Source organism: Streptomyces sp. NBC_00341 (assembly GCF_041435055.1).
GTDB lineage: Bacteria > Actinomycetota > Actinomycetes > Streptomycetales > Streptomycetaceae > Streptomyces.
This window is the reverse complement of record NZ_CP108002.1, coordinates 6,350,518-6,375,721: the sequence shown is the minus strand read 5'-3', so window position 1 is coordinate 6,375,721 and position 25,204 is coordinate 6,350,518. Positions and strand designations below refer to the sequence as shown.

The 25,204-nt window shown below is 70.0% G+C and carries 25 protein-coding genes and 1 riboswitch; of the genes, 11 read left to right on the top strand and 14 right to left on the bottom strand.

The window, feature by feature from the left end; all coding sequences use genetic code 11:
• Positions 1-105: 105 nt before the first annotated feature.
• On the top strand, positions 106-906 hold the full coding sequence (locus tag OG892_RS28830) for an alpha/beta fold hydrolase (RefSeq protein WP_328865318.1): 801 nt from the start codon (positions 106-108) through the stop codon (positions 904-906).
• Positions 907-1,006: 100 nt separating this feature from the next.
• Here the strand turns inward: OG892_RS28830 and mnmA are convergent, their stop codons facing one another.
• The gene (gene mnmA / locus OG892_RS28825) at positions 1,007-2,137 is read right to left on the bottom strand and encodes a tRNA 2-thiouridine(34) synthase MnmA (protein ID WP_371630660.1); all 1,131 of its coding nucleotides are present in this window, start codon (positions 2,135-2,137) and stop codon (positions 1,007-1,009) included.
• 61 nt (positions 2,138-2,198) lie between these two features.
• Between mnmA and OG892_RS28820 the strand changes: the two genes are divergently transcribed.
• Positions 2,199-2,861, top strand: coding sequence for an N-acetylmuramoyl-L-alanine amidase (locus tag OG892_RS28820; protein ID WP_073738645.1), 663 nt, complete (start codon positions 2,199-2,201; stop codon positions 2,859-2,861).
• A gap of 71 nt (positions 2,862-2,932) precedes the next feature.
• Here the strand turns inward: OG892_RS28820 and OG892_RS28815 are convergent, their stop codons facing one another.
• The 3 genes from OG892_RS28815 to OG892_RS28805 form a co-directional block, all read right to left on the bottom strand.
• Positions 2,933-4,102: a cysteine desulfurase family protein gene (locus OG892_RS28815; RefSeq protein ID WP_328865319.1), complete on the bottom strand. Its 1,170-nt coding sequence runs from the start codon at positions 4,100-4,102 to the stop codon at positions 2,933-2,935.
• Positions 4,103-4,231: 129 nt separating this feature from the next.
• Positions 4,232-4,627 (bottom strand): DUF4190 domain-containing protein, encoded by a 396-nt coding sequence (locus OG892_RS28810; RefSeq protein ID WP_371630659.1) that lies wholly within the window; start codon positions 4,625-4,627, stop codon positions 4,232-4,234.
• Positions 4,628-4,680: 53 nt separating this feature from the next.
• Positions 4,681-4,842, bottom strand: a complete 162-nt coding sequence (locus OG892_RS28805) for a hypothetical protein (RefSeq protein WP_327339152.1) — start codon at positions 4,840-4,842, stop codon at positions 4,681-4,683.
• 102 nt (positions 4,843-4,944) lie between these two features.
• On the opposite strand from OG892_RS28805, the gene OG892_RS28800 reads away from it, so the two are divergent.
• Both OG892_RS28800 and OG892_RS28795 read left to right on the top strand, forming a co-directional pair.
• Positions 4,945-5,571 (top strand): TetR family transcriptional regulator, encoded by a 627-nt coding sequence (locus OG892_RS28800; RefSeq protein ID WP_328865322.1) that lies wholly within the window; start codon positions 4,945-4,947, stop codon positions 5,569-5,571.
• Positions 5,572-5,610: 39 nt separating this feature from the next.
• Entirely contained in the window at positions 5,611-6,456 is an 846-nt protein-coding gene (locus tag OG892_RS28795; RefSeq protein WP_371630658.1) for an alpha/beta fold hydrolase, read from the top strand.
• Positions 6,457-6,529: 73 nt separating this feature from the next.
• Here the strand turns inward: OG892_RS28795 and OG892_RS28790 are convergent, their stop codons facing one another.
• From OG892_RS28790 to OG892_RS28745, 10 genes are all read right to left on the bottom strand, one after another.
• Complete coding sequence (locus OG892_RS28790; protein ID WP_073738757.1) at positions 6,530-7,396, bottom strand: thioesterase family protein; 867 nt, start codon at positions 7,394-7,396, stop codon at positions 6,530-6,532.
• A 73-nt stretch (positions 7,397-7,469) separates the two neighbouring features.
• Positions 7,470-8,129 (bottom strand): trimeric intracellular cation channel family protein, encoded by a 660-nt coding sequence (locus OG892_RS28785; protein WP_371630657.1) that lies wholly within the window; start codon positions 8,127-8,129, stop codon positions 7,470-7,472.
• An 18-nt stretch (positions 8,130-8,147) separates the two neighbouring features.
• Complete coding sequence (locus OG892_RS28780; protein WP_371631708.1) at positions 8,148-9,338, bottom strand: ABC transporter ATP-binding protein; 1,191 nt, start codon at positions 9,336-9,338, stop codon at positions 8,148-8,150.
• A gap of 59 nt (positions 9,339-9,397) precedes the next feature.
• Positions 9,398-10,486: an ABC transporter ATP-binding protein gene (locus OG892_RS28775; protein ID WP_371630656.1), complete on the bottom strand. Its 1,089-nt coding sequence runs from the start codon at positions 10,484-10,486 to the stop codon at positions 9,398-9,400.
• Positions 10,483-11,493, bottom strand: a complete 1,011-nt coding sequence (locus OG892_RS28770) for an ABC transporter permease (RefSeq protein WP_073738637.1) — start codon at positions 11,491-11,493, stop codon at positions 10,483-10,485. The genes OG892_RS28775 and OG892_RS28770 overlap by 4 nt, the downstream gene beginning before the upstream one ends.
• A 149-nt stretch (positions 11,494-11,642) precedes the next feature.
• The gene (locus OG892_RS28765; RefSeq protein WP_371631707.1) at positions 11,643-13,358 is read right to left on the bottom strand and encodes an ABC transporter substrate-binding protein; all 1,716 of its coding nucleotides are present in this window, start codon (positions 13,356-13,358) and stop codon (positions 11,643-11,645) included.
• A gap of 119 nt (positions 13,359-13,477) precedes the next feature.
• Positions 13,478-14,476, bottom strand: coding sequence for an ABC transporter permease (locus tag OG892_RS28760; protein ID WP_328865326.1), 999 nt, complete (start codon positions 14,474-14,476; stop codon positions 13,478-13,480).
• A 470-nt stretch (positions 14,477-14,946) separates the two neighbouring features.
• Entirely contained in the window at positions 14,947-15,753 is an 807-nt protein-coding gene (locus OG892_RS28755) for an enhanced serine sensitivity protein SseB C-terminal domain-containing protein (RefSeq protein WP_073738634.1), read from the bottom strand.
• 167 nt (positions 15,754-15,920) lie between these two features.
• The gene (locus OG892_RS28750) at positions 15,921-16,691 is read right to left on the bottom strand and encodes an enhanced serine sensitivity protein SseB (RefSeq protein WP_371630655.1); all 771 of its coding nucleotides are present in this window, start codon (positions 16,689-16,691) and stop codon (positions 15,921-15,923) included.
• Positions 16,692-16,730: 39 nt separating this feature from the next.
• Complete coding sequence (locus tag OG892_RS28745; protein ID WP_073738756.1) at positions 16,731-17,411, bottom strand: AAA family ATPase; 681 nt, start codon at positions 17,409-17,411, stop codon at positions 16,731-16,733.
• A gap of 156 nt (positions 17,412-17,567) precedes the next feature.
• Positions 17,568-17,660: riboswitch (glycine riboswitch) on the top strand.
• 141 nt (positions 17,661-17,801) lie between these two features.
• Here OG892_RS28745 and gcvT point away from each other — a divergent pair.
• The 7 genes from gcvT to OG892_RS28710 all read left to right on the top strand — a co-directional run bounded on the left by gcvT (position 17,802) and on the right by OG892_RS28710 (position 25,177).
• Positions 17,802-18,926 (top strand): glycine cleavage system aminomethyltransferase GcvT, encoded by a 1,125-nt coding sequence (gene gcvT / locus OG892_RS28740; protein ID WP_328695518.1) that lies wholly within the window; start codon positions 17,802-17,804, stop codon positions 18,924-18,926.
• Positions 18,927-19,018: 92 nt separating this feature from the next.
• Positions 19,019-19,396: a glycine cleavage system protein GcvH gene (gene gcvH / locus OG892_RS28735; protein ID WP_073738631.1), complete on the top strand. Its 378-nt coding sequence runs from the start codon at positions 19,019-19,021 to the stop codon at positions 19,394-19,396.
• A gap of 20 nt (positions 19,397-19,416) precedes the next feature.
• The gene (gene glyA / locus OG892_RS28730; RefSeq protein ID WP_371630654.1) at positions 19,417-20,673 is read left to right on the top strand and encodes a serine hydroxymethyltransferase; all 1,257 of its coding nucleotides are present in this window, start codon (positions 19,417-19,419) and stop codon (positions 20,671-20,673) included.
• Positions 20,674-20,842: 169 nt separating this feature from the next.
• Complete coding sequence (locus OG892_RS28725) at positions 20,843-22,225, top strand: L-serine ammonia-lyase (RefSeq protein ID WP_328865327.1); 1,383 nt, start codon at positions 20,843-20,845, stop codon at positions 22,223-22,225.
• A 243-nt stretch (positions 22,226-22,468) separates the two neighbouring features.
• The gene (locus tag OG892_RS28720) at positions 22,469-23,083 is read left to right on the top strand and encodes a type IV toxin-antitoxin system AbiEi family antitoxin domain-containing protein (RefSeq protein ID WP_371630653.1); all 615 of its coding nucleotides are present in this window, start codon (positions 22,469-22,471) and stop codon (positions 23,081-23,083) included.
• The gene (locus OG892_RS28715; RefSeq protein ID WP_073738627.1) at positions 23,083-23,982 is read left to right on the top strand and encodes a nucleotidyl transferase AbiEii/AbiGii toxin family protein; all 900 of its coding nucleotides are present in this window, start codon (positions 23,083-23,085) and stop codon (positions 23,980-23,982) included. The genes OG892_RS28720 and OG892_RS28715 overlap by 1 nt, the downstream gene beginning before the upstream one ends.
• Positions 23,983-24,250: 268 nt before the next feature.
• A complete protein-coding gene (locus OG892_RS28710; RefSeq protein ID WP_242436875.1) occupies positions 24,251-25,177 on the top strand; it encodes an alpha/beta hydrolase in 927 nt (308 codons plus the stop codon).
• Positions 25,178-25,204 lie beyond the last annotated feature (27 nt).

The following is a 25,204-nucleotide window of genomic DNA, read 5'->3' as shown; positions in this document are numbered from 1 at the left end:
AGGTCGGCACAGCTCAACAACCCCTGTGATCAGGTGCGGAGAGAAAGTTCAGAAACTTCTCGCTCCGGGCGATGAGTTTCCTGGCGCCCCGCAGTCCACCTTCACATGGACAAGACACTCTCCCGCGACGGCACCCTGATCGCGTACCGGCGCCGGGGTGAAGGACCGCCGGTGATCCTGGTGGGCGGGGCCCTGGCCACGGCCGCGACCGAGGCCCCGCTGGCACGCCTGTTGGCGCCCCGTTTCCATGTGGTCACCTACGACAGGCGGGGCCGGGGCGACAGCGGTGACCGCGCGCCGTACGCGGTGGCGCGCGAGATCGAGGACCTGGGCGCGGTCGTCGAGGCGGTCGGCGGCCGCCCCTCGGTGTTCGGCGCCGGGACCGGCGGCGCGCTGGCCCTGGAGGCGCAGGCCGCCGGGCTCCCCGTCGACCTGCTCGCGGTGTACGAGCCGCCGTACACCCCAGGGCCGGCCGGTCTGCTGTTCAAGGCGGACTGCACGGCCCGGCTGCACCGGCTGCTGTCCGCCGGGGACCGGGACGGGGCGGTGGAGCTGTTCCTCAGCGTGACGGGCGTCCCGGCCGATCTGATCGCCAGGATGCGGAGTGCGCCGCTGTGGCGCAGCCTGGAGTCCGTGGCGCACACCCTGGCGTACGACGACGCGTTGCTCGGCGACGGCGCGGTGCCGGCCGGGCGGTTCGCCTCCGTCACGGCCCGGACCCTGGTGGTCGGCGGCGGTTTCAGCCCGGACACCGCGAGGGCGGCGAGCCAGGAACTGGCGGACGCCCTCCCCCGGGGCCGCCACCGCACGCTGACGGGCCAGGCCCGGGAGCTGGCACCGCAGGTGATCGCGCCGGTGCTGGCGGAGTTCTTCACCCGCGACGTGTACGCGGGCCAGGCTTCCTGACGCCGCACGCCGTCTACGCCGGGGCCCGGAGCACTCCGCGCGGCCACGCCCGTACAGGGGTCGGGCGTATCCGCGCGGGGTACGGACGTTCGGCGGCCCGTCAGCCCGCCGCCGCCGTCTCCCGCCGTACCGTCGTCGCGATCGTGGCCGACCCGACCACGCGCGTCCCGTCGTACAGCACGACCGCCTGACCCGGGGCCACGCCCCGCACCGGCTCGGTGAAGGCGACGTTGAGGGTGCCGTCGAGCAGTTCGGCGCTCACCTCGGTCTCGCCGCCGTGGGCGCGCAGCTGGGCGGTGTACGTGCCGGGGCCGGACGGCGGGGTGCCGCACCAGCGGGGCTTGATCGCGGTGAGGGCGGTCACGTCGAGGGCCTCGACGGGGCCGACCGTCACCGTGTTGTTCACCGGGGAGATGTCCAGGACGTAGCGCGGCTTGCCGTCGGGCGCGGGGTGGCCGATGCGCAGGCCCTTGCGCTGGCCGATGGTGAAGCCGAAGGCGCCCTCGTGGGTGCCGAGCTTCGTACCGGACTCGTCGAGGATGTCGCCCTCCGCCGTGCCGCCGAGACGGTCGGCCAGGAAGCCCTGGGTGTCGCCGTCGGCGATGAAGCAGATGTCGTGGCTGTCGGGCTTCTTGGCGACGGCCAGACCCCGGCGCTCGGCCTCCGCGCGGATCTCGTCCTTGGTGGTGAGGGTGTCACCGAGCGGGAACATGGCGTGGGCGAGCTGGCGCTCGTCCAGGACGCCCAGCACATAGCTCTGGTCCTTGGCCATGTCGGAGGCGCGGTGCAGCTCGCGGCTGCCGTCGGCGGCGAGCACGACCGTGGCGTAGTGGCCGGTGCAGACCGCGTCGAAGCCCAGGGCGAGGGCCTTGTCGAGCAGCGCGGCGAACTTGATCTTCTCGTTGCAGCGCAGGCAGGGGTTGGGGGTGCGGCCGGCCTCGTACTCCGCGACGAAGTCCTCCACGACGTCCTCGCGGAAGCGTTCCGCCAGGTCCCAGACGTAGAAGGGGATGCCGATGACGTCCGCGGCGCGGCGGGCGTCGCGGGAGTCCTCGATGGTGCAACAGCCCCGGGCCCCGGTCCGGAAGGACTGCGGGTTCGCGGAGAGGGCGAGGTGCACACCGGTCACGTCGTGGCCAGCCTCTGCGGCGCGGGCCGCGGCGACGGCGGAGTCGACCCCGCCCGACATGGCGGCGAGGACACGGAGGGGGCGCTGGGAAGTCTGAGTCATAGCTCCACCAGGGTACGGGGCCCCGGGAACCGAACGCTCATGGATATGCGTTGTCGACGACATGGGGACGAAGGGCACGACAGGCGCCGAGGGCTCCGGCACCGGCATCAGCCGGCGTTCGGTGCTGATCGGTGGCGCCGTCACGGCGGCCGGCACGGCGGCGCTCGCCCGGGACCAGCTGAAACGTGCCTGGTGGCGGCTGCCGGGCGTGGAGAAGCCCCGTACACCCGGCGAGGTGGACTACGCGCGGGCCCGGTGGACGGCGGCGTCCCCGTCGAACTGGCGGCGGGCGGACCGCCCCGACGACTACGGCATCGACCGGGTCGTCATCCATGTCACGCAAGGCAGCTTCCAGAGCGCCGTCAGGGTCTTCCAGGACCCCCGGCACGGGGCGGCGGCGCACTACGTGGTGCGCAAGGACGGTCATGTGGAGCAGATGATCCGCGAGCTGGACGTGGCGTTCCACGCGGGCAACCGCTCGTACAACGAACGCAGCGTCGGTATCGAGCACGAGGGCTTCGTGGACCGCCCGCAGGACTTCACCGCGGCGATGTACGCGGCGTCCGCCCGGCTGACCGCCGCGATATGCGGGCGGTACGGGATACCGGTGGACCGGAAGCACGTCATCGGGCACGTGGAGGTGCCGGGCGCCGATCACACGGACCCGGGCAAGGGCTGGGACTGGGACCGCTACATGAAGCTGGTGCGGGCGGCGCGGCGCTGAGGTACGAGAAGGGCGCCGGGGTACCCGAAGCCGGTGCGGGCAGCCCGGCGCAGAGGCCGGGCCGCCGGCGTTCAGCTGAGTCCGGCCGTCCTGGCCCGTTCCACCGCCGGGCCGATCGCCCGCGCCACCTCGTCGATGTCCTGCTTGGTCGTGGTGTGGCCGAGCGAGAAGCGCAGGGTGCCGCGCGCCAGGTCCGGCTCTGTACCGGTGGCGAGCAGCACGTGGCTGGGCTGGGCGATCCCGGCCGTGCAGGCGGAGCCGGTCGAGCACTCGATGCCCTGGGCGTCCAGCAGCAGCAGGAGGGAGTCGCCCTCGCAGCCGGGGAACGTGAAGTGCGCGTTGGCCGGGAGCCGCCCGCCGGGGGCCGGGTCGCCGCCGAGGAGAGCGTCCGGGACCTCCGCCAGCACGGCCGCGACCAGCTGGTCGCGCAGGCCCCCGGTCTCCCGGGCGAAGCCCTCGCGCCCGTCGGCGGCGAGCCGCCCCGCGACGGCGAACGAGGCGACCCCGGGCACATCGAGGGTGCCGGAGCGCACATGGCGCTCCTGCCCGCCGCCGTGCAGCACGGGTACGGGGGTGTGGTCGCGGCCGAGCAGCAGTGCGCCGACGCCGAACGGGCCGCCGATCTTGTGTGCGCTGACGGTCATCGCGGCCAGTCCCGAACGGGCGAAGTCGACTTCCAGCTGGCCGAAGGCCTGCACCGCGTCGGCGTGCATGGGCACATCGAACTCGCGCGCCACTGAAGCCAGTTCACGTACCGGCATGATGGTGCCGATCTCGTTGTTGGCCCACATCACGGTGATCATCGCGACGTCGTCGGGGTGACGGACCAGCGCCTCGCGCAGCGCGTCCGGGTGGACCCGCCCGTAACGGTCGACGGGAAGGTATTCGACGGTCGCGCCCTCGTGCTCGGCCAGCCAGTCCACGGCGTCGAGCACCGCGTGGTGCTCGACGGGGCTGGCCAGCACCCGCGTGCGGCGGGGGTCGGCGTCGCGGCGGGCCCAGTACAGGCCCTTCACCGCGAGGTTGTCCGCTTCGGTGCCGCCGGAGGTGAACACCACCTCGCTGGGGCGTGCGCCGAGGGCGTCGGCGAGGGTCTCTCTGGACTCCTCGACGGTACGGCGGGCCCGGCGCCCGGCGGCGTGCAGGGAGGACGCGTTGCCGGTGGCAGCGAGCTGGGCGGTCATCGCCGCGATCGCTTCCGGAAGCATCGGGGTGGTCGCGGCGTGGTCGAGGTAAGCCATGGTGGGCTCGATTCTACGAGCCTGCGGCGGGGCGCCGGGCGGGCGCATGGCACCTCGCCGCCCGCGCACCGCGGAATCGCCGCCCGCGCACCGCTATTTCGATGCCCCCCGCACCGGAATCGCCCTGTGTCAGCCGCTGAAACTCCAGCCGACAGCGCCGTTCCCGGTGACGAGGAAGGCCAGGACCACCAGGTCGGCGACGCCGAGCGCGAGCCCCAGCAGGGCGCGGCCCCTGCGAGCGGTGGACCGGGCCAGGGCGATGACCGCCATCACGATGGCCGCCGGGCCCAGCAGGATGTTCATCACCAGCAGTCCGACGAGCCCGAGGACGAAAGAGGCGACCGCGAGGGCGTCGGCGTCCCGGCTGGACCGGCTGGACCGGCTGGACCGCGTGGACCGGACCGGGGCGTCGGAGGTCGGGCCGGCGGACGTCGCGGCGGGAGCGGGAGCAGGGGCGGGAGCGGGGGCGCCAGGATCGGTGCCGTCCGCCGTTCCGGAGCGGCGGCCGAGTGTGGTGAGCGTCATGGTGCGGACTCCTTCGGGGTGGATGCGGCGGGGCGGGGCGGCGGCGGTGTCCGTCACCGGGACCGGCGCTGCGCGCCGAGGCGCTCGCGCACGGCGAAGACCAGCAGCCAACAGCCGATGAGGGCGCCGAGGACGAGAGTCAGCGGCAGCGGTATGTGGGCCACCGCTCCCAGCACGATCCCCAGCAGGAGCAGGGCGACGACGAGGACGATCATGGCCGGCCTTTCCACGGTTGAGAGCACGAGTGTTCACTGACTTGTCAGTCTAGACCCGCGCACCTCTTCCCCGCCCCGGAGAACAGTTGTTTACTGAATGGCATGAGTCACACCGCCGGTATCCGCCAGGCCAAGAAGCTCAAGACGCGTCAGGCACTGCTGGACGCCGCCCTCGGGCTGCTGGAGGAGCAGAGCCTGAGCAGCCTGGGGCTGCGCGAGGTGACCCGCGCGGGCGGTGTCACACCGACGGCCTTCTACCGGCACTTCGACGACATCGCCGCGCTCGGTGTCGCTCTCGTCGAGCAGACGCTGGGCAGCCTGCACGGAATGATCGGCGCGATCCTGGCCGAGACCGGCGACAGCGAGGTCCGGCTCGACCGCAGCGTCGAACTGATAGCGCGCCATGTCCGCGAGCAGCCCGCCCACTTCAGGTTCATCGCCCGCGAGCAGCACGGCGGGGTCGGCCCGGTCCGCGAGGCCATCGCAGCCCAGCTCCGGCTGTTCACCGAGGAGGTGGCGGCGGCGCTCGCCGGGGAGCCGGAGTCGCGGGGCTGGAGCGAGGAGGATCTACTGATGCTGGGCGGCCTCTACGTCGACCACATGGTGATCACCGCCTCCGCGCTGCTGGACGCGGGCCCGGACGGCGGACGGGCGGTGGCCGAGGTGGCCAGGCGCCGGCTACGGCTGGTCACCCTCGGCCGGCTGCACTGGCTGGACGACGCACCCTGACCCGGCCCGGTCCGAACGACGGACCCTAGGCTGGCGCACATGAGCGACGACCCATGGATCCTGGACCGCACGTTCCACAGCTCCGCCGGGGAGGTCCGCTGGGCCGCCCTGGGCCGGGCCGGGGCGCCGCCCGTCGTCCTGGTGCACGGGACGCCCTTCTCCTCGTACGTCTGGCGCGGGGTGGCCCGCGCGCTGGCCCAGGACCACCGGGTCTTCGTCTGGGACCTGCCCGGATACGGCGCCTCCGCACAGTTCGAGGGCCAGGACGTCTCGCTCGGCTCACAGGCCCGGGTGCTCACGGAACTCCTGGGCCACTGGGAGCTGGCCGAACCCGCCGTGGCCGCCCATGACTTCGGCGGCTGCGTCGCCCTGCGCGCCCATCTGCTGCACGGCGCCCACTACCGCCGCCTGGCGCTGGTGGACCCGGTGGCGCTGGCGCCCTGGGGCTCGCCCGCCTACCGGCTGCTCGGCGGACACCCGGAGGTCTTCGGGCAGTTGCCGCCCGCGCTGCACCGGGCCCTGGTGCGCGAGTACGTGAGTTCGGCCAGTCACACCGGGCTGCGTCCGGCGGTCCTGGACCGGCTGGTCGAGCCCTGGTGCACCGAGGCCGGACAGCCCGCCTTCTACCGGCAGATCAGCCAGAACGACCAGCGGTTCACCGACGAGATCCAGCACCGCTACGGCGGGATCGAGCTGCCGGTGCTGATCTGCTGGGGCGCACAGGACACCTGGATCCCGCTCGAACGCGGCCATGAACTGGCCGCCCTCGTGCCCGGCTCCGAGCTGCGGATCATCGAGGGCGCCGGGCATCTGGTGCAGGAGGACGCACCGGCCGAACTGACCGCCGCGCTCACCGGCTTCCTGCGGACGTCCCTGAACCCCTGATCCCCGTACAGCGCCATGACGCCCGCCGCGTGCCGTGCGCGCGGCGGGCGGTGCGGGCGCCTTGGCGTCCGGGTCAGCCGCGCGGGGCCTTGGCGAGCTGGCGGGACTGGGCGACCAGCCGGTCGGCGCTGTCCCACACCTCGGCGTCCTCCTCCAGGAAGCCACCCGCGAGGTTGCGGGTGGTGATGGAGACGCGGAGCGGGCCGGGGGCCGGGCGGCAGCGGATGTGGGTGGTGAGTTCGATGGTCGGGGTCCAGCCCTTGAGCCCCAGCTCGAACGAGGTCGGCGGCAGCGCGTCGACGGTGAGCAGCAGCGAGAGCGGGTCGGCGTCGCGGCCGTCCGCGAGCCCGAACCAGCCTCGCATCTCGCCCTTGCCGGACGGCTGCCCCACGGCCCAGCCGATCGTCGCCGGGTCCAGCTTGATGTCGAGCCGCTCGGTGATGGCCGAGCTGCCGGGGATCGGGGCCGGTCCGTCGCTCGGGCCCAGGCAGTGTTCGCGGGGCGGGATGGCGGGCGCCTTCGCCGTGGTGCGGATCTCGTCGCTCAGGGCGTCCAGGTCGCAGTAGGTGGCGAGGACCCGGATGCGTTCGACCTCGGTGCCGTCGTCCGCGTACTGGAAGAGGGAGGCCTCGCCGGTGGAGAGGGTGCGGCCGGTCCGGACGACCTGGGTGCGGATCACCGCGGGCCCGGGGACGGACGCGGTGAGGTAGTGCGCGGAGACCGAGAGGGGGTCCGGGTGCGGGAGGGCCTCGCCGAGGGCGCGGCCGAGCAGCGCGAGCAGGTAGCCGCCGTTGACGGCGCGGATGATCGTCCAGCCGGCGGAGAGCTCGGCGTCGTAGACGCCTTCCTCGCGGAGGGTGACGGCGGTGTCCCGGTCGAACTCGCTGTCGCCGATGGTCGCCTGCGCGGCCTCTGCCGCCTGCGTTGCTGCCTGTGCCATGAAACGCACGGTACACCGATTGTATTACTGAGCGGTAGCTTTTTCCGGATGGTGAGACGCCGGACACCCCGCGCTATCCCTCATCGGCCGTGGCCGAGCGGCGGTTGTAGGCGCGCGGGGCCCGCCAGTGGTAGCGCAGCGCCAGCAGCCGCAGCACGAACGCCGTGATCACCGCGGCCCCGCTGGTGAAGGCGTTGAGCGCGTCGAAGCGGATGCAGAGCACGATCATCGCGGCCCCCACGATCGCGGGCACCGCGTACAGGTCGCGGTCCCAGCGCAGCAGCGAGGGAACCTCGTTGGCGAGCACGTCCCGCAGCACACCGCCGCCGACCGCGGTGGCCAGCCCGAGCGCCGCCGAGGCGGTCAGGCCGAGGCCGTAGTCGTACGCCTTGACCGTCCCGGTGACGCAGAAGAGGCCGAGCCCGGCCGCGTCGAAGACGTTGATGCCGACCTGGATCCGTTCGACGTGCGGATGCAGGAAGAAGACCAGACCGGCGGCGAGCAGCGGGGTGGTGAAGTACCCGAGGTCCGTGAAGGCGGCCGGCGGCACCGCGCCGATGATCATGTCACGGAACAGCCCCCCGCCCAGCGCGGTGACCTCAGCGAGTACCGCGATGCCGAAGACATCGAAGTTCTTGCGTACGGCGAGCAGAGCGCCGGAGATCGCGAAGACGAAGATCCCGACGATGTCGAGCGCATGCTGGACGGTGGGCGTGAACAGTTCGTTGAGCACCGGGCAATTGTGCCGGTCCTACTCCTTGGGGCTGTCCTCCGCCGTCTCCGAGGGTGTTGCGGCGTCCCCCTCGGTGGGTTCGGTGAGGGTCTTGGACGGCTTCTCCGCGGAGCTGTCCGGCTTGGCCGGCGTGATCAGTTCGACCGTTTCCCGGGCCACGGCAGGCTGCTCTCCGGGCGCCTGGTCCGGGGCGTTCTCCGGGTGGTGGCAGGCGACCTGGTGGCCGGTCTTGAGCGCGATCAGCGGCGGTTCCTGCGTCTTGCAGATCTCCGTCGCCTTCCAGCACCGGGTGTGGAACCGGCAGCCGCTGGGCGGCGAGATCGGTGAGGGCACATCGCCCTTGAGCAGGATGCGCTCGCTCTTCACCCCGCGCCGACGGGGGTCCGGCACCGGCACCGCGGACATCAGGGCCTTGGTGTACGGGTGCATCGGTGCCGAGTACAGCGACTTGCGGTCCGCCAGCTCGACGATCTTGCCCAGGTACATGACCGCGATCCGGTCCGAGACATGGCGGATGACCGACAGGTCGTGCGCGATGATCACGTACGTGAGGCCCAGCTCGTCCTGGAGGTCGTCGAGCAGGTTGACCACCTGCGCCTGGATCGACACGTCCAGCGCGGAGACCGGTTCGTCGGCGACGACGAGCTTCGGGCGCAGGGCGAGCGCGCGGGCGATGCCGATGCGCTGGCGCTGCCCGCCGGAGAACTCGTGCGGGTAGCGGTTGTAGTGCTCGGGGCTGAGCCCGACCAGCGACAAGAGCTCCTGCACGTGCTTCTTGAGACCGCCCTCGGGCTCGACGCCCTGCAGCTTGAACGGCGCGCTGACGATCGTGCCGATCGTGTGCCGCGGGTTCAGCGAGGAGTACGGGTCCTGGAAGATCATCTGGACGTCGCGCCGCATCGGCCGCATCTTGCCCATGGACAGGTGCGTGATGTCGCGGCCCTCGAACTCGACCTTGCCGCCGGTCGGTTCGATCAGCCGGGTGATCAGCCGGCCCATCGTCGACTTGCCGCAGCCGGACTCGCCCACGACGCCCAGGGTCTCCCCCGGGAACACCTCGAAGCCGATGCCGTCGACGGCCTTGACCGCGGCGACCTGCCGGCCGAGCAGTCCCTTGCGGATCGGGAAGTGCTTGACCAGGCCCTCGACCCTGAGCAACGGCTCGCGCGAGTCGGTGGCCTGCTCGGGGATCGTCACGTCCTTCTCCAGCACCGGGGAATTCTTCTTCTCGCTCACGTCACTCACGTCGCTCACATCACTCGGATCGCTCACAGCTTCGGCGCAATCTGTTCGGTCCAGATCCGGGACCGCTCCTCCGGTGCCATGTGGCAGGCGGCGAAGTGTCCGTCACCGACCTGCTCCAGCTCGGGGCGCGTCGTGCGGGTGACGTCGTCCTTGGGGATGTCCGCGTACGGGCAGCGCGGGTTGAACGCACAGCCGTCCGGGACGTTGATCAGCGACGGCGGCTGGCCCTTGACGGGGATCAGCCGGTCGGTCTCCTCACGGTCGATGCGCGGCATCGAGGTGAGCAGACCCCAGGTGTACGGGTGCTGGGGCTCGTAGAAGACCTTCTCCGCCGAACCGCGCTCGATGCACCGGCCGCCGTACATCACCAGGAGCTCGTCGGCCATCTCCGCGACCACCCCGAGGTCATGGGTGATCATGATGACGGCGGAGCCGAACTCCTTCTGCAGGTCCCGGATCAGGTCCAGGATCTGCGCCTGGACGGTGACGTCCAGGGCGGTGGTCGGCTCGTCCGCGATGAGCAGTTCCGGGTTGTTGACCAGGGCCATCGCGATCATGGCGCGCTGGCGCATACCGCCGGAGAACTCGTGCGGGTGGGAGTCGACCCGCTTGTGCGGCTCGGGGATGCCGACCCGGTCGAGCATCTCGATGGCGCGGGTGCGCGCGATCTTCTTGCTGACCTTGTTGTGGACCCGGTACGCCTCGACGATCTGCCCGCCGACCGTGAAGTACGGGTGCATCGCGGAGAGCGGATCCTGGAAGATCATGGCCATCTTGCGGCCGCGCAGGGCGCGCACCCGGTCGTCGGACGCGCCGATCAGCTCCTCGCCGTCCAGCCAGACCTCGCCGGAGATACGGGCGTTGGGGGCCGTGCGGTGCAGGCCCATCACGCCGAGCGAGGTGACGGACTTGCCCGAGCCGGACTCGCCCACGATGCCGAGGGTCTGTCCGGGCTTCACGTCGAAGCTGACGCCGTCGACCGACTTGACCAGGCCGTCGTCCGTCTTGAAGTGGATGCGCAGGTCCCGTACGGAGAGGAAGGCCTCGTCGGCGGCCCGCGCGGCGGCGGGCTTGCCGGCCGCCGCTGTCTGTGACTTGGAAACCTCGGTCACGAGTACCTCACCCTGGGGTCGATGGCGGCGTACACCAGGTCCACCAGCAGATTGCAGACGACGATGAAGAAGGCCGCGATGAGCGTCACGCCCATCACGATGGGCAGGTCGTTGCCCCGGACCCCGTCGATGGCGTAGAAGCCGAGGCCCTGGAACGAGAACACCTGCTCGGTGATGACCGCGCCGCCGACCAGCAGGCCGAAGTCCATGCCGAAGATGGTGACGATCGGGGTGAGCGCGGCCCGCAGACCGTGCTTCCCGATGATCACGTTCTCCTTCAGACCCTTGGCGCGGGCCGTACGGATGTAGTCCTCACCCATGGTCTCCAGCATCCCGGCTCTGGTGATGCGGGCGTAGAGCGCGGAGTAGAGGAAGGCCAGCGAGCACCATGGGATCAGCAGGTTCCAGGCCCATTCCAGCGGATTGTCCGTGAACGGGACGTAGGTGATGTTCTCCCAGACGGGCCACTGCACGGTGAACACGCCGAGCGCGAGCATGCCGGTGAAGAAGATCGGCAGCGAGACACCGGCGAGGGCGACGGCCATGAAGAAGCGGTCGAGGAGCGAACCCCGCTTGAGCGCGGAGACGACACCGATCGCCACACCGCTGATCAGCCAGATCACCGCGGCACCGATGGCCAGCGAGAAGGTGACCGGGATACGTGCGGTCAGCTCGGGCCAGACCTCGACGTGGTTCTTGAAGGAGAAGCCGAAGCAGGGGGCACCGCAGTGCGAGACCTCGGGGCCGAACGTGTAGTCCGCGCCGACGAAGATCTGCTTGATGAAGTGCCAGAACTGCTCGTACAGCGGCTGGTCGAGGCCGAGGTTCTGTTTGACCGCGAGGATGGACTGCGGATTGGCGTCCTTGCCCACGTACTGGGCCGCCAGTTGGTCCATCGTCTGCCCGGCGAGCCGGGGGACGAGGAAGAAGATCGCGAAGGTGACTGCGCTGACGATCAACAGCAGCAGTACCGCGCCGAAGACGCGTCGGATGATGTACGCAGCCACAGCTATCCGGCGCCGGTATCTGTCTGCCGGGGGTGACCCGTGCGGTCGGACACCGTGCCTTCACCTGCCTTTCAGGACATTTCTGGGGGCCCGGGGGGCCGCTCCCCGGGCCGCGCCGTGTGCGCGCGGCCCGGGGAGCGGGGCCGTACCTACTTGGCGGAACCCATCAGCACGTAGTCGTACATGCCGAGGTAGGCCTGGGTGACCGTGACGTTGGTCGCGGACTTCGGCCGGAGCAGCAGGTTCTTGCGGTAGATCAGCGGCACGGCGGTCGCGCCTTCGGCCACGGCCTTGTCGACGTCGCCCCACGCCTTCTCACGGGCGGCGGTGTCGGTGTTGGCGATGCCCTCGTTGAGCAGCTTGTTGATCTTCGGGTCGTTCAGTTCCTGGACGTTGTTGCCACCGGACGGCTTGATGGCCGAGCCGTTGATGATCTGGTCCAGGAAGCCGAAGCCGGTCGGCCAGTCGGCACCCCAGGCGCTCATGATCATGCCGAGCTTGTTCGCGTGCACGTAGCTCGGGTTGCCCGCGAAGTTCGAGAAGTACTTACCGGCCGGGAAGCTCTTGATCTCGGCGTTGATGCCGATCTTCTTGAGCGAGGCCTGCACCGCGGTGACCATGGACATCTCGGCGGGGCGGTCGGAGCGGGCCGAGATCTTGGTGTCGAAGCCCTTCGGCTTGCCGCACTGCTTCAGCTCGTCCTTGGCCTTGGCCTCGTCGCCCTTGTGGCCGGCGGACTCGTACAGGTCGAACTTGCTGTAGCCGTTGACGGTCGGCGGCAGCAGGGTCGTCGCGACGTCACCCTTGGGGTCGCCACCCTGGGCAATCTGGACCGACGCCTTGTCGAGGCCCCACTGGACGGCCTTGCGGCAGTGGATGTTGTCGAACGGGGCCACGTTGACGTTCAGACCGATGTACGAGGTGGCGCCCGCGTACGAGTTGTCCGTCTGCTTCTTCAGGTCGGGCTTGGTGATCACGTCCGGCTGGGTGGCCGGAGCGACACCGGTGCCGCCGCCGTCAACGGTGATGTTGTCGGAGATCAGGTTGTTGTCGACCGTCTCCTGCTTCACCTTGAAGCGGATCGTCACCTTGTCCGGCAGGGCCGGACGGTTCGGGTCGGTCTTCGGGTCCCAGTTGGAGTTGCGCACGAGGGTCGCGCCGCGGCCCTCGTCGTACGACTCGAACTTGTACGGGCCCGAGGACACGATGTGCTTCACGTAGTCGGCACCCTTGTCCTTCGACGCCGGCACGGGGGCCGTCTGCGAGAAGGTCGCCAGGTAGTCGAAGTCCGCGAAGGGGTCCTTCAGCTTGAAGACGATCGTGGTGTCGTCCGGCGTCTCGATGGAGGAGATGCCGCCCGCGCTCTTGTCCTTGTACGGGCCCTTGTACTTGTCGCCGCCCGCGAGGTGCGCCTTGAAGTACGTCGGGCCGTTGGACAGGGCCTCCGGCGCGAAGTTGGAGCGCTCGACGGCGTACTTGACGTCCTTCGAGGTGATCGGGGTCCCGTCCTCGAACTTGAGACCCTTCTTCAGCGTGTACGTCCAGGTCTTGGCGTCCGCGCTCGCCTTGCCGAGGCCCTCCGCGAGGTCCGGGACGACCTCCAGGCCGTCCTTGCCCGCAGCCGGCTTGAACGATGTCAGGGTGCGGCCGTACAGGCGGGAGAGGTTCTGCACCCAGCCGTAATACGTGTTGCCGGGGTCGAGGGAGTCGGGCTCGTCGGAGAGCTCGATCTTGACGGTCCCGCCCTTCTTGTCCGACTTGTTGACGACCGACGTCAGCGCGGCGTCGGTGGCGCCGGAGCCCTTGCCGCCCCCGCCGCCGCCGTTGTCGTCGTCGGAGCCGCTGCACGCGGACGCGCCCAGCATCAGGACCACAGCCGTGGCAACCACCGCTGTCGTTTTACTGGTCTTCACCTGAGGAAATTCCCCTCAATCGATGGTTGCCATGGCATGTCGCACGTCATTGTGACGAGCGCCCTTGGGACCTATTTGCTACGGGGGTCGAGGGCATCACGCAGCCCGTCTCCCAGCAGGTTGAACGCCAGGACCGTGATGAAGATGGCCACGCCTGGCACGATCATGTACATCGGGTCGTTCTGGTAGAAGTCGATCGCGTTCGTGAGCATCCCGCCCCAGGAGGCCTGCGGCGGGGCGATACCGACCCCGAGGTAGCTGAGACCCGCCTCGAAGAGGATGTTCGAAGGGATCAGCAGCGTGGAGTAGACCAGGATGGGCGCCACCAGGTTCGGCAGCAGCTCCCGGAAGAGGATGAAGGGGCCGCGGGCCCCCAACGAGCGGGCCGCCTCGACGAATTCGCGGTTGCGCAGGCTCATCGTCTGGGCCCGGACGATACGGCCCATGTACGGCCAGCTGAAGAAGCCGATCACGAAGATCAGTACCGCGAGCCGCAGCGGCAGCCCTTCAAGACCGAACGCACCGTCCTGCAGCGCCGCCGAGATGGAGATCGCGAACAGCAGCAGCGGGAAGGCCAGGAAGGTGTCCATCATGCGGCTGATGACCGTGTCGACCCAGCCGCCGTAGAACCCGGAGACCACGCCGAAGAAGACGCCGATCACCACGGAGAGCAGGGTGGCGCCGACGGCGACGACGAGGGAGACCCAGGAGCCCTCGATGATCCGGGACAGGATGTCGCGCCCGTACTGCGGTTCGACGCCGAGCGGATGGCTCCAGCTGATGCCGCCCCAGTCGCCCTTGGGCGCCAGCAGCGCGGGGTCGATGAGGTCCTGGTGGAACTCGTTGGGGTCCAGACCGAAGACGGCCTGGATCGGCTTGGAGAGGACGGCGAGCAGGACCAGCAGGATGACAACGATGCCGCCGGCGACGGCCACCTTGTCGCGCTTGAAGCGCGACCAGGCGATCTGCCCGAGCGAACGGCCTTCGATCTGGCTCTGCTTGACTCCCGTGAGTACTGCCTCCGGCTGAGCCTCGGCAGCCGATCCGGTGGTCTCGATCGGTGCGGTCACAGTGCCTTTGACCCCTCCCGCCGGCGGTGGCCGGCCCTTGCTCGCCGCGGTAACGGCCTGGCGCTTGTGGGCCGCGCGTGTTCACGCGGCTTCTGGCGTCTCGGTGCGAAAACGGTGCGGAACTCTGTGCGGAAACTCGATGCGGTGCTCGGTGCGGTACTGGGTGCGGAAATGCGTCTGCGGAATGTCCGCCGGGGCAACCTCGTACAAAGGGCCGACGATCCCCACTAGCCGGGAGTCTTCAACGCAGTTGCGATCACCCGCCAGACCTGACGGGGAATGTTTGCTCAAACGTGATGCGGTCAGTGAGCTTCCGTTATCCGGACAGGTGGATCGAGTGAGCGGACCACTCGCCCGCTAATCCACCAGAACGGACATGCCGCCCAACAGGCGTTATTGCGTGGCGATTTGGGTGACCGGGAGGGTCACCTTGTCCGCCGGAGATACCTTTGTCCGCTCCGGCGGGCGCACTAGTAGGTGTGCGGAGCCGGTCCGGGTGCCTGCGGGTAGCCGTAACCGGGAGCGACGACGCCACTGCGGCCGGCCGGGGCGTGCGACTCGCGGTCGTAGAACGGACGGGAGTTGGCCCGCAGCCACATCGCGACGGGGTCGTACTCGTCGGACATGGCGACGGTGGAGACCGGCAGCCCCTCCGGGACCGCGCCGATCGACTGCTGCATCATCGCGCGCACCGCGTCGACGGAAGGCTGGCCCGTGTCGTACAGATCGAGTCCGATGGCGAGATACGGCGCCCCGAGCGCGGGCTGCACCCAGGCGCGGCGCAGCGAGCGGACCGCCGGGGTGTGGTGGGCGTTCTGCGTCAGCTGGGCGTAGAACTGCGGGGTCTCTAGGGCGGGGTCGCTGATCCGCAGCGGACCGGCGGGCATCCGGTCGAGGCCGGTGGCGATCCGGCGGAGGTCGAGCCAGGGGATGCCCACGCCGCCGCCCGGGGCGTGCGGATTGAGCCAGATGCCCCAGCGGTCGGGGAACAGCGCGCGGGCGATGTCGCGGCCGCCCACCACCTCGTGGGCCCGGTGCCAGCCGCTGGCGGCCAGCTCCTGGGCGGAGGTGACACAGGGGGCGTAGCCGAGGCCCTCGACCTCCATGTTGCCGTACTGGGCGTCGGGCGAACCGGACCGGCCGTGCCAGAGCAGCATCCAGATCCGGTCGGCCGCCAGGGCCTGGAGCAGAGCCTCGTACGCGTCGTAGCGACCGGGCGTCACTTGGCGCAGCATGTTCTCGACCCGCCCGGCCGCCGCGGTGCCTGACGCACTCACCCTGGTCCCGCCCCTCTTCGATCCACTGTGTCGGCCTGCCGCTCCCGGGGCACACGGGTGCGGCGCGGTGCCGAGGCACCAGCCATCAAACCAGCTTAGGCGCCGGTCATGACACCGACTTGACGCCATGGTCCGCCGCCGTCACCCCCCGGTGCGGCCGGGCCGCGCTACTCGGCGGGGCGCTGGAAGAACGGCCGGATCCGCGCACGCATCCAGTCGGCGACCGGGTCCTGCGCCACGTCGAGCAGGACCAGGTTGACCGGCCACGGCGGCTCGACGCGGCCGAGCGCCAGGCCCAGCGCGTCCATGGGGGCGTTGCGCCCCGCGCCGTCCCAGGTCGAGAACTCGACGCCGACGAAGAGGACGGGGTCGCCGCCCTCGATGCTGGCGAGGGTCCTGCGGGCGCTGAGCACGACACCGCTCCGGGCGAACTCGTCGGCGGCGGCGGCGAGGAAGTCGACGGGCTCCTCCTTCCAGTCCGGCTCGTAGAGCCGGACCCGGCCACCGCTGGCCGGTCCGTCGAGCACACTGCGTCCGGCCCGGCAGAGTTCGGCCACGGCGGGCGGCGGGAGCGGCATGCCGACGGCGCCGCCCGGATTCACCGCCAGGCCGAGCTGCGGGGGCAGTCCCCGGGCGAACTCGACGGCGGGCGCCACGGTGAAGGACATATGGGTGCCGACACAGCTGAGGAACTGCTGCTCGGAGCTGAACACGGGGACGTACACCCCGCCGTCGATCTCCAGCGTGGGCAGGTCCAGGTCGGTGGAGTCCGGCCCGCCGCCGTTGGGCAGGGGCACCCAGAGGTGGCTGCGCCCGAGCACCTCCACGAGCCGGCCGCCCGCCTCCGGGCTGCCGAGCGAGGCGCCCAGCACTTCTTCTAGCTCATTGGCCGGCCATCCGCCCTGCGGGTGGATGGGGTCGTGCGCCGGAGTGTCCACTGCGTTACCTTTCTCGCCCCCGTCTCGTGCAGCAAGAGGTTAGGGCCTTTCGTCCGCGAAGGTGATCCGGGTCAGCAGCGCCGCCGCCTCGCGGTCCAGCAGGACCGCCGATACGCAGCCGAGCGGCAGCAGTCCCGTCTCGGTGTCCCGCAGCAGCCTCCGCAGCGCCCTGCGGTGCCGGGCGAACGCGTATCCGGAGACGCCGCGCCCCCGCTCGACCTGCCCGGCCCGCGCCGTCTGCGGGCTGACGTCGAGCAGGACGAGGTGCAGGACGCGGCCGCGCCGCCGGGCGTCGCGCGCCAGCCAGCCGCGCACCCAGGACTGGGTACCGCAGTCGTGGACGACGACGGAGACGCCGGAGCGCAGCACCCGCCACAGCCCCCAGTAGTGGGCGACGCGGACGAGCGGGCGGTAGAGGGCGTAGGGGACTGAACGCGGCAGCAGGGCGGCCCAGCGGTCCCTGGTGTCCTGGGAGTCGATGACGTGGGCGGACACGGTCCGCCCGATCAGGGTCGATTTGCCGCTGCCCGGCAGTCCGGAGACCACCACCACATCGCCGGCCACGAAGTGCAGGGCGCGCGGGCTGTGCCCGGCCCGGTCGCGCAGGTCCCGGACGACGGGTCCGCGCGGGCCGCACGCCTCCCGGGCCGGCGCGCCCGGCTGTGCGGGCAGTGCGCCGTGCGCGGCCCCCGCGGTCGTCGCGTACCGCTGCAACGTCATCGCCATCCCCCTGTCGGCCGACCCACACCTGCCAAGAAGTGTAAAGAAAAGGTAATGCGGCACAAGCGCGCGACCCGCCGGATCCGGTGGGGTACCGGCGCCCCACTGACCGCAGATGCGTGCGATGATGACCCGGCCAACTGCATAAAGGCCGCTTGAATCCGCGCGGGAGAGTTCCGGCCACCGGCCGGGCGCCGAAGGAGCAAGATCCTCCCTTGAATCTCTCAGGCCCCGTACCGCGTGGATGAGGCAGATCTGAAAAGCGAGTCGCCCCGCGGCTCCACCCAAGGTGCAAGCCGAACCCCTCAGGGGCCTCTCGGCGAACCTCTCAGGTTCCGATGACAGATGGGGAGGGATCGTCCTCGTCGTCATGCCCTGGGAGCCATATCCATGAGCACCGCCCCCCGTCTCACCGCCCTCGATGCCCTGCACCGTTCGCTCGGCGCGACCATGACCGACTTCGCGGGCTGGGACATGCCCCTGCGGTACGCCAGTGAGCGCGACGAGCACATCGCCGTGCGTACGAAGGCCGGCCTCTTCGACCTCTCCCACATGGGCGAGATCACCGTCACCGGTCCGGCCGCCGTGGACCTGCTGAACTTCGCACTGGTCGGCAACATCGGCACCGTCTCGGTGGGCCGGGCCCGCTACACGATGATCTGCGCCGAGGACGGCGGCATCCTGGACGACCTGATCGTGTACCGGCTGGAAGAGACCGAGGCCCCCGAATATCTGGTGGTCGCCAACGCGGGCAACGCGCAGATCGTGCTGGACGCGCTGACCGCCCGCGCCGGGGGCTTCGACGCCGAGGTGCGCGACGACCGCGACGCGTACGCGCTGCTGGCCGTCCAGGGGCCGGAGTCCCCCGCCATCCTGGCCGCCGTCACCGACGCGGACCTGGACGGGCTGAAGTACTACGCCGGGCTGCCCGGCACGGTCGCCGGGGTCCCCGCGCTGATCGCCCGTACCGGCTACACCGGCGAGGACGGCTTCGAGCTGTTCGTCGCCCCCGGCCACGCCGAGCAGCTGTGGCGGGCGCTGACCGAGGCCGGCGCCTCCCGCGGCCTGATCCCGTGCGGGCTGTCCTGCCGCGACACGCTGCGCCTGGAGGCGGGCATGCCGCTGTACGGGCACGAGCTGACCACCTCCCTCACTCCGTTCGACGCCGGTCTCGGCCGGGTCGTGAAGTTCGAGAAGGAGGGCGACTTCGTCGGCCGCAAGGCCCTGGAGTCCGCCGCGGAGCGCGCCGAGACCGCCCCGCCCCGCAAGCTCGTCGGCCTGGTCGCGGAGGGCCGCCGGGTGCCGCGCGCCGGATTCCCCGTCGTCGCCGGCGGCCAGGTCATCGGCGAGGTCACCTCCGGCGCCCCGTCGCCCACCCTCGGCAAGCCGATCGCCATGGCGTACGTCGACGCCGCGCACGCCACGCCCGGCACCGAGGGCGTCGCGGTGGACATCCGGGGCAGCCACGAGCCGTACGAGGTCGTGGCGCTGCCGTTCTACAAGCGCCGGAAGTAACGGCCGCCCGCGTCCAGAAGTGACGCAGTCGCGTCTCACACCGTAAGACCATCGTTCATCAGCACTCCCCCGCGTACAGGAGAATTCAGGTCATGAGCAACCCCCAGCAGCTGCGGTACAGCAAGGAGCACGAGTGGCTGTCGGCCGTCGAGGACGGCGTGGCCACGGTCGGCATCACGGAGCACGCGGCCAACGCGCTCGGTGACGTCGTCTTCGCCCAGCTCCCGGAGGTCGGTGACACGGTGACCGCGGGCGAGACCTGCGGCGAGCTGGAGTCGACCAAGTCGGTCAGCGACCTGTACTCGCCGGTGACCGGCGAGGTCACGGCCGCGAACCAGGACGTCGTGGAGGACCCCTCGCTGGTGAACTCCGCACCGTTCGAAGGCGGCTGGCTGTTCAAGGTGCGCGTCACGGAGGAGCCGGCCGATCTGCTCTCCGCCGACGAGTACACCGCGTTCTCCGGCAACTAAAGACCCCAAGGGACCACCTGATGTCGCTTCTCAACTCCTCCCTCCACGAGCTGGACCCGGACGTCGCCGCCGCTGTCGACGCCGAGCTCCACCGTCAGCAGTCCACCCTCGAAATGATCGCCTCGGAGAACTTCGCTCCGGTCGCGGTCATGGAGGCCCAGGGCTCCGTCCTGACCAACAAGTACGCCGAGGGCTACCCCGGCCGCCGCTACTACGGTGGCTGTGAGCACGTCGATGTGATCGAGCAGATCGCCATCGACCGCGTCAAGGCGCTCTTCGGGGCCGAGGCCGCGAACGTGCAGCCGCACTCCGGCGCACAGGCCAACGCCGCCGCGATGTTCGCGCTGCTGAAGCCGGGCGACACGATCATGGGCCTGAACCTGGCGCACGGCGGTCACCTGACCCACGGCATGAAGATCAACTTCTCCGGGAAGCTCTACAACGTGGTCCCGTACCACGTGGACGAGACCGGTGTCGTGGACATGGCCGAGGTCGAGCGCCTCGCCAAGGAGTCCAAGCCGAAGCTGATCGTCGCCGGCTGGTCCGCCTACCCCCGCCAGCTGGACTTCGCCGCCTTCCGCCGCGTCGCGGACGAGGTCGGCGCGTACCTGATGGTCGACATGGCGCACTTCGCCGGTCTGGTCGCCGCGGGCCTGCACCCCAACCCGGTGCCGCACGCCCACGTCGTCACGACCACCACGCACAAGACCCTCGGCGGTCCGCGCGGCGGCGTGATCCTCTCCACCCAGGAGCTCGCCAAGAAGATCAACTCGGCGGTCTTCCCCGGTCAGCAGGGCGGCCCGCTGGAGCACGTGATCGCGGCCAAGGCGGTCTCGTTCAAGGTCGCGGCGGGCGAGGAGTTCAAGGAGCGCCAGCAGCGCACCCTGGACGGCGCCCGCATCCTCGCCGAGCGTCTGGTGCAGCCGGACGTCACCGAGGTCGGCGTCTCCGTGCTGTCCGGCGGCACGGACGTGCACCTGGTCCTGGTGGACCTGCGCAACTCCGAGCTGGACGGCCAGCAGGCCGAGGACCGGCTCCACGAGCTGGGCATCACGGTCAACCGGAACGCCATCCCGAACGACCCGCGACCGCCGATGGTCACCTCGGGCCTGCGGATCGGCACGCCGGCGCTGGCCACCCGCGGTTTCCAGGCGGCGGACTTCACCGAGGTCGCGGAGATCATCGCGTCCGCCCTGAAGCCGTCCTACGACGCGGACGACCTGAAGGCACGCGTCGTCGCGCTCGCCGAGAAGTTCCCGCTGTACCCCGGCCTGTAGTCCGGACCTGCACATTTGCACATCGGGGCGGGGCACCACGCACACTGAAAGGTGAGCGGGGTGCCCCATCCCTTGCCCCCCGCTCTTGCCCCCGCTCTTCGGGCCGACCCGGCCCGTACCGCACCACCCGGCAGACAACGGCGTCTACCAGCGCTTTGAGGAGTCACCCGTGGCCATCTCGGTCTTCGACCTGTTCTCGATCGGCATCGGCCCGTCCAGCTCCCATACGGTCGGCCCGATGCGCGCGGCCCGCATGTTCGCGCGCCGGCTGAAGAACGAGGGCCTGCTCGCCCACACCGCCTCGATACGCGCCGAGCTGTTCGGCTCGCTCGGCGCCACCGGCCACGGCCACGGCACGCCCAAGGCCGTGCTGCTCGGCCTGGAGGGCGAGTCCCCCCGCACCGTCGACGTCGAGACGGCCGACGACCGGGTCACCGAGATCCGCTCCACCGGCCGGCTCAACCTCCTCGGCATGCACGAGATCGACTTCGACGCCGACAAGCAGCTGGTCCTGCACCGCCGCAAGAGGCTGCCGTACCACGCCAACGGCATGACCGTCTTCGCGTACGACCGCGACGGCGCCCCGCTGCTGGAGAAGACGTACTACTCGGTCGGCGGCGGTTTCGTCGTCGACGAGGACGCGGTGGGCGAGGACCGGATCGTCCTCGACGACACCGTGCTGAAGCACCCCTTCCGCACCGGCGACGAGCTGCTGCGCCTCGCCCAGGACACCGGTCTGTCGATCTCCTCCCTGATGCTGGAGAACGAGCGGGCCTGGCGCACGGAGGACGAGATCCGCGCCGGTCTGCTGGACATCTGGCGCTCCATGCAGGCATGCGTCTCCCGCGGCATGTCCCGCGAGGGCATCCTGCCCGGCGGCCTCAAGGTCCGCCGCCGCGCCGCGAACACCGCCCGCCAGCTGCGCGCGGAGGGCGACCCGCAGACCCACGCGATGGAGTGGATCACCCTCTACGCGATGGCGGTCAACGAGGAGAACGCCGCCGGCGGCCGCGTCGTCACCGCCCCGACGAACGGCGCCGCGGGCATCATCCCGGCGGTGCTGCACTACTACATGAACTTCGCGGCGGGCGGCGCCACAGAGGCGGAGAAGGACGACAGCGTCGTCCGCTTCCTGCTGGCCGCCGGCGCGATCGGCATGCTCTTCAAGGAGAACGCCTCCATCTCCGGCGCCGAGGTCGGCTGCCAGGGCGAGGTGGGCTCCGCCTGCTCCATGGCCGCGGGCGCCCTCGCCGAGGTCCTGGGCGGCACCCCCGAGCAGGTGGAGAACGCCGCCGAGATCGGCATGGAGCACAACCTGGGCCTGACCTGCGACCCGGTCGGCGGCCTCGTCCAGATCCCGTGCATCGAGCGCAACGGCATGGCGGCGGTCAAGGCCGTCACGGCCGCGAAGATGGCCCTGCGCGGCGACGGCAGCCACAAGGTCTCCCTCGACAAGGTCATCAAGACCATGAAGGAGACGGGCGCGGACATGTCCGTCAAGTACAAGGAGACGGCCCGGGGCGGGCTCGCGGTGAACATCATCGAGTGCTGATCGGATGGGTCCTGACCAGCACGTTCGTGTCTTTCGGTGCCGTCAGGACCTTCCCTGCCTACGCGGCGGAAAGTCCCTCAAGACAGACGTGAAAGTCCCTGAAAAGTCCCTGGGATATCCCCTTGGAAGGGGCTTTTGACCTACGGTTTCGCGGCACGTGATCAACGCCGGATGTGCCGCTCACCCACCGGCTGATGTATCAAATCATCCCCCCACTCTCACCCAAGGGGTACCATTCGATACATGAACGCTGCGGAAAACTCGCGCCTGGAGCAGCGGCTGGCCGGCCTCTCCCCCACATTCACGACGGCGCAGGCGCGACAGGCCCTGCTCTCCCCTCGCGATCTGGCGCACTTGGTCACGGCGGGGGAGATAGACGAACTGTCCCGTGGGGTGTACCGGCGGGCAGACGCTCCGGAAACGGCGCACGCGGATTTGCTGGCCGTGTGCGCACGGGCCCATCGCGCCGTCGTGTGCGGTGAATCCGCCCTGGCCCTGCATGAACTGATCGACGACATCCCCGCAGCAGTACACATCGCCGTGCCGCGCGGTTCACGCCGCCCGACGATTTCCTACCCGCCGACCGTGGTGGCGCAGTACGCCGCAAAGACCTTCGACCTCGGTATCGAAGGGTTCGAAGCAGCCCCGGGAGAAACCATCCCCATGTACAACGCAGCTCGCAGCGTCGTCGACGCCATGCGCCACCGCAGCCGCCTCGGCGAAACCCTCGCCCTGTCCGCGCTCGGCCGCTACCTGCGCCGAAGCGGGCGCGGCGGGGTTGGCGAACTCCAGCACATCGCAAGCGAGTTGGACGCCCTCTCCATCGTCCGCCCTGCCGTAGAGGCGGTGCTCGCCTGATGGCCAACCCCACCCGCGACACCACCGCCGGCCGCGTCTACAACGACCTGCGCAACCTGGCGCGCCGCAACAGCCGGTCCACGGACGAGGTCATGGTCGAGTACATCCTCGAACGGTTCCTCTACCGCCTGGCCTCATCGTCCCTGGGCCGGGAGCACTTCGTCCTCAAAGGTGGCCTGCTGCTCGCCCAGTTCGGCGCACGTCGAATGACCCGGGACGTCGACATCCTCGGTCGATCTTTCCCAGGCACAGAAACAGAGATCATCCACAGAATCGCGGCCATCGCCGCCACCGAGAGCGACGACGGCGTCGTATTCGATACCACGACACTCAAGACCGTCCCCATTCGTGAGGAGGACGAGTACCACGGCCTACGCCTGTCCATGGTCGCCTTCATCGCCCGAGCACGACTCAAGCTCCAACTGGATATCAGCTTCGGCGACCCCGTCACCCCAGGCCCCCGGATCATCGACTATCCGCAGCAACTCACGACGGACAGCTTTCAGCTCCTCGGCTACCCACTCGCCACCGTCATCGCCGAAAAACTCTCCACCGCCATCTCACTGGGCGACCTCAACACCCGCGACCGCGACTACGGTGACCTCTACCGCCTACTCACCCTCAACGACCTGGACGGCCAAGAACTCACCACAGCGCTGACCGCCACCGCCACACACCGCGGCATCACTCTGAAACCCCTCAGTACCACCATCACCGACCTCGGCAAGCGCCGGCAGACCTCCTACACCGCCTGGCGCCGCCGGCAAGGCACCGCCGCGACGAGCTACCCCGGACGCTTCACGGACGTCGTCCGGCAGGTCACCGCATTCGCAGACACACTCCTCAACGGCGATGCTGTCAACCTCACTTGGAGTGCTGCGACCCTCACATGGTCATGAACCAGGCCTGACCGACGATCAGGCCTTCGGGGCAACCCGGAACCTAGGCATGACGAATCAGCGCACTGTCTCAGCGCACGCAGCTGCGGAAGGACGGCCCACTGGCTGTCCTGAGCCCGGCCATCGGCTTCGGCCGACTTGCCGACTTGCCGACTTGCCGGTTGGTAGCCTCGGAGCGAATGACGCACGGGGGGAGGTTCGAGTGGTGCCGCGGTTGGTTTTCGTACACGGCATAGGCGGGCTCCGGGAGACCGGGAGTGAACTGGCCATGTGGACATCCTCCTTGGCCAACGGGATGCGAGCAGCCGGGCACACGGCGTTTGCCGAGCGGCTGACTGCCACGGATGCGGGCCTCTGCTCATTGGCCTACTACGCCGACCTCTACTCACCCCCCGAGGCCCAGGGCAGCGGCGAGGCCCGTGCCGACGGGGAGGCGAGCGAGGTCCTCGCCGACCTCCTCGTCGAACTGGTCGCCGGGCACGCGGCCGAGCACTCCGCGATCGAAGGTCCGGACGACCGCGACTGGCAGCACCGGGCGAGGATTCTTGCCCACGCACGCGCCGAGGCCGACACGTCCGGCCAGGCCCAGGGCAGCCTGGCCGTGCTGCGAAGGGCGCTGAACGTGACGACCACTCTCATGGCGCTCAAGCCGTGGGGCGGAGTCACACGACGGGTGGCTCCCAAGCTGATGGTCAAGGGCCTCACCCAGGTGTCGCGCTACCTGGCGCGCGGAGAGAAGGACGCTTCGGGGCTGACCCTAGACAGTCGTGTACGAAACCGTCTGCACGAGGCGCTTGGGGACGTCCCCGCAGTGGTGGTCGCGCACTCTCTCGGAACCGTTGTCGCACTGGAAGCACTGCACGAACACCAGTCGGTCACCCCCCTCCTTGTCACCCTCGGATCGCCGCTTTCGATGCGCACCGTCGTCCGGCCCAGGCTCGTTCCGCAGCCCCCGCGCACACCCGATCGAGTTGAACGATGGCTGAACTTCTGGGACAAGGACGACATCATCGCCGTCCGCCCCCTGCTCGAACGTGATGTGCTGCCCAACGCTTCCGGAGTGATTCCCCACAGCAGCCGCATCGACTCGGACGGAATCTGGGTGCACTCCGCCGGAAAGTACCTGGCCCAGGCTGCCGTCGCGGGCCCGATCGCGGAAGCCCTCATGGCCGCAGAGCGCCGTTCTGCCACATGAGCAAGAGGTCCCGCCACCTACTCGTCG

Coding starts and splice junctions, on each gene's coding strand:
- OG892_RS28830 (WP_328865318.1), top strand. CDS start 106: ATGGACAAGACACTCTCCCGCGACGGCACCCTGATCGCGTACCGGCGC.
- mnmA (WP_371630660.1), bottom strand. CDS start 2,137: ATGACTCAGACTTCCCAGCGCCCCCTCCGTGTCCTCGCCGCCATGTCG.
- OG892_RS28820 (WP_073738645.1), top strand. CDS start 2,199: ATGGGGACGAAGGGCACGACAGGCGCCGAGGGCTCCGGCACCGGCATC.
- OG892_RS28815 (WP_328865319.1), bottom strand. CDS start 4,102: ATGGCTTACCTCGACCACGCCGCGACCACCCCGATGCTTCCGGAAGCG.
- OG892_RS28810 (WP_371630659.1), bottom strand. CDS start 4,627: ATGACGCTCACCACACTCGGCCGCCGCTCCGGAACGGCGGACGGCACC.
- OG892_RS28805 (WP_327339152.1), bottom strand. CDS start 4,842: ATGATCGTCCTCGTCGTCGCCCTGCTCCTGCTGGGGATCGTGCTGGGA.
- OG892_RS28800 (WP_328865322.1), top strand. CDS start 4,945: ATGAGTCACACCGCCGGTATCCGCCAGGCCAAGAAGCTCAAGACGCGT.
- OG892_RS28795 (WP_371630658.1), top strand. CDS start 5,611: ATGAGCGACGACCCATGGATCCTGGACCGCACGTTCCACAGCTCCGCC.
- OG892_RS28790 (WP_073738757.1), bottom strand. CDS start 7,396: ATGGCACAGGCAGCAACGCAGGCGGCAGAGGCCGCGCAGGCGACCATC.
- OG892_RS28765 (WP_371631707.1), bottom strand. CDS start 13,358: ATGCTGGGCGCGTCCGCGTGCAGCGGCTCCGACGACGACAACGGCGGC.
- OG892_RS28745 (WP_073738756.1), bottom strand. CDS start 17,411: ATGACGTTGCAGCGGTACGCGACGACCGCGGGGGCCGCGCACGGCGCA.
- gcvT (WP_328695518.1), top strand. CDS start 17,802: ATGAGCACCGCCCCCCGTCTCACCGCCCTCGATGCCCTGCACCGTTCG.
- gcvH (WP_073738631.1), top strand. CDS start 19,019: ATGAGCAACCCCCAGCAGCTGCGGTACAGCAAGGAGCACGAGTGGCTG.
- glyA (WP_371630654.1), top strand. CDS start 19,417: ATGTCGCTTCTCAACTCCTCCCTCCACGAGCTGGACCCGGACGTCGCC.
- OG892_RS28720 (WP_371630653.1), top strand. CDS start 22,469: ATGAACGCTGCGGAAAACTCGCGCCTGGAGCAGCGGCTGGCCGGCCTC.
- OG892_RS28715 (WP_073738627.1), top strand. CDS start 23,083: ATGGCCAACCCCACCCGCGACACCACCGCCGGCCGCGTCTACAACGAC.
- OG892_RS28710 (WP_242436875.1), top strand. CDS start 24,251: ATGTGGACATCCTCCTTGGCCAACGGGATGCGAGCAGCCGGGCACACG.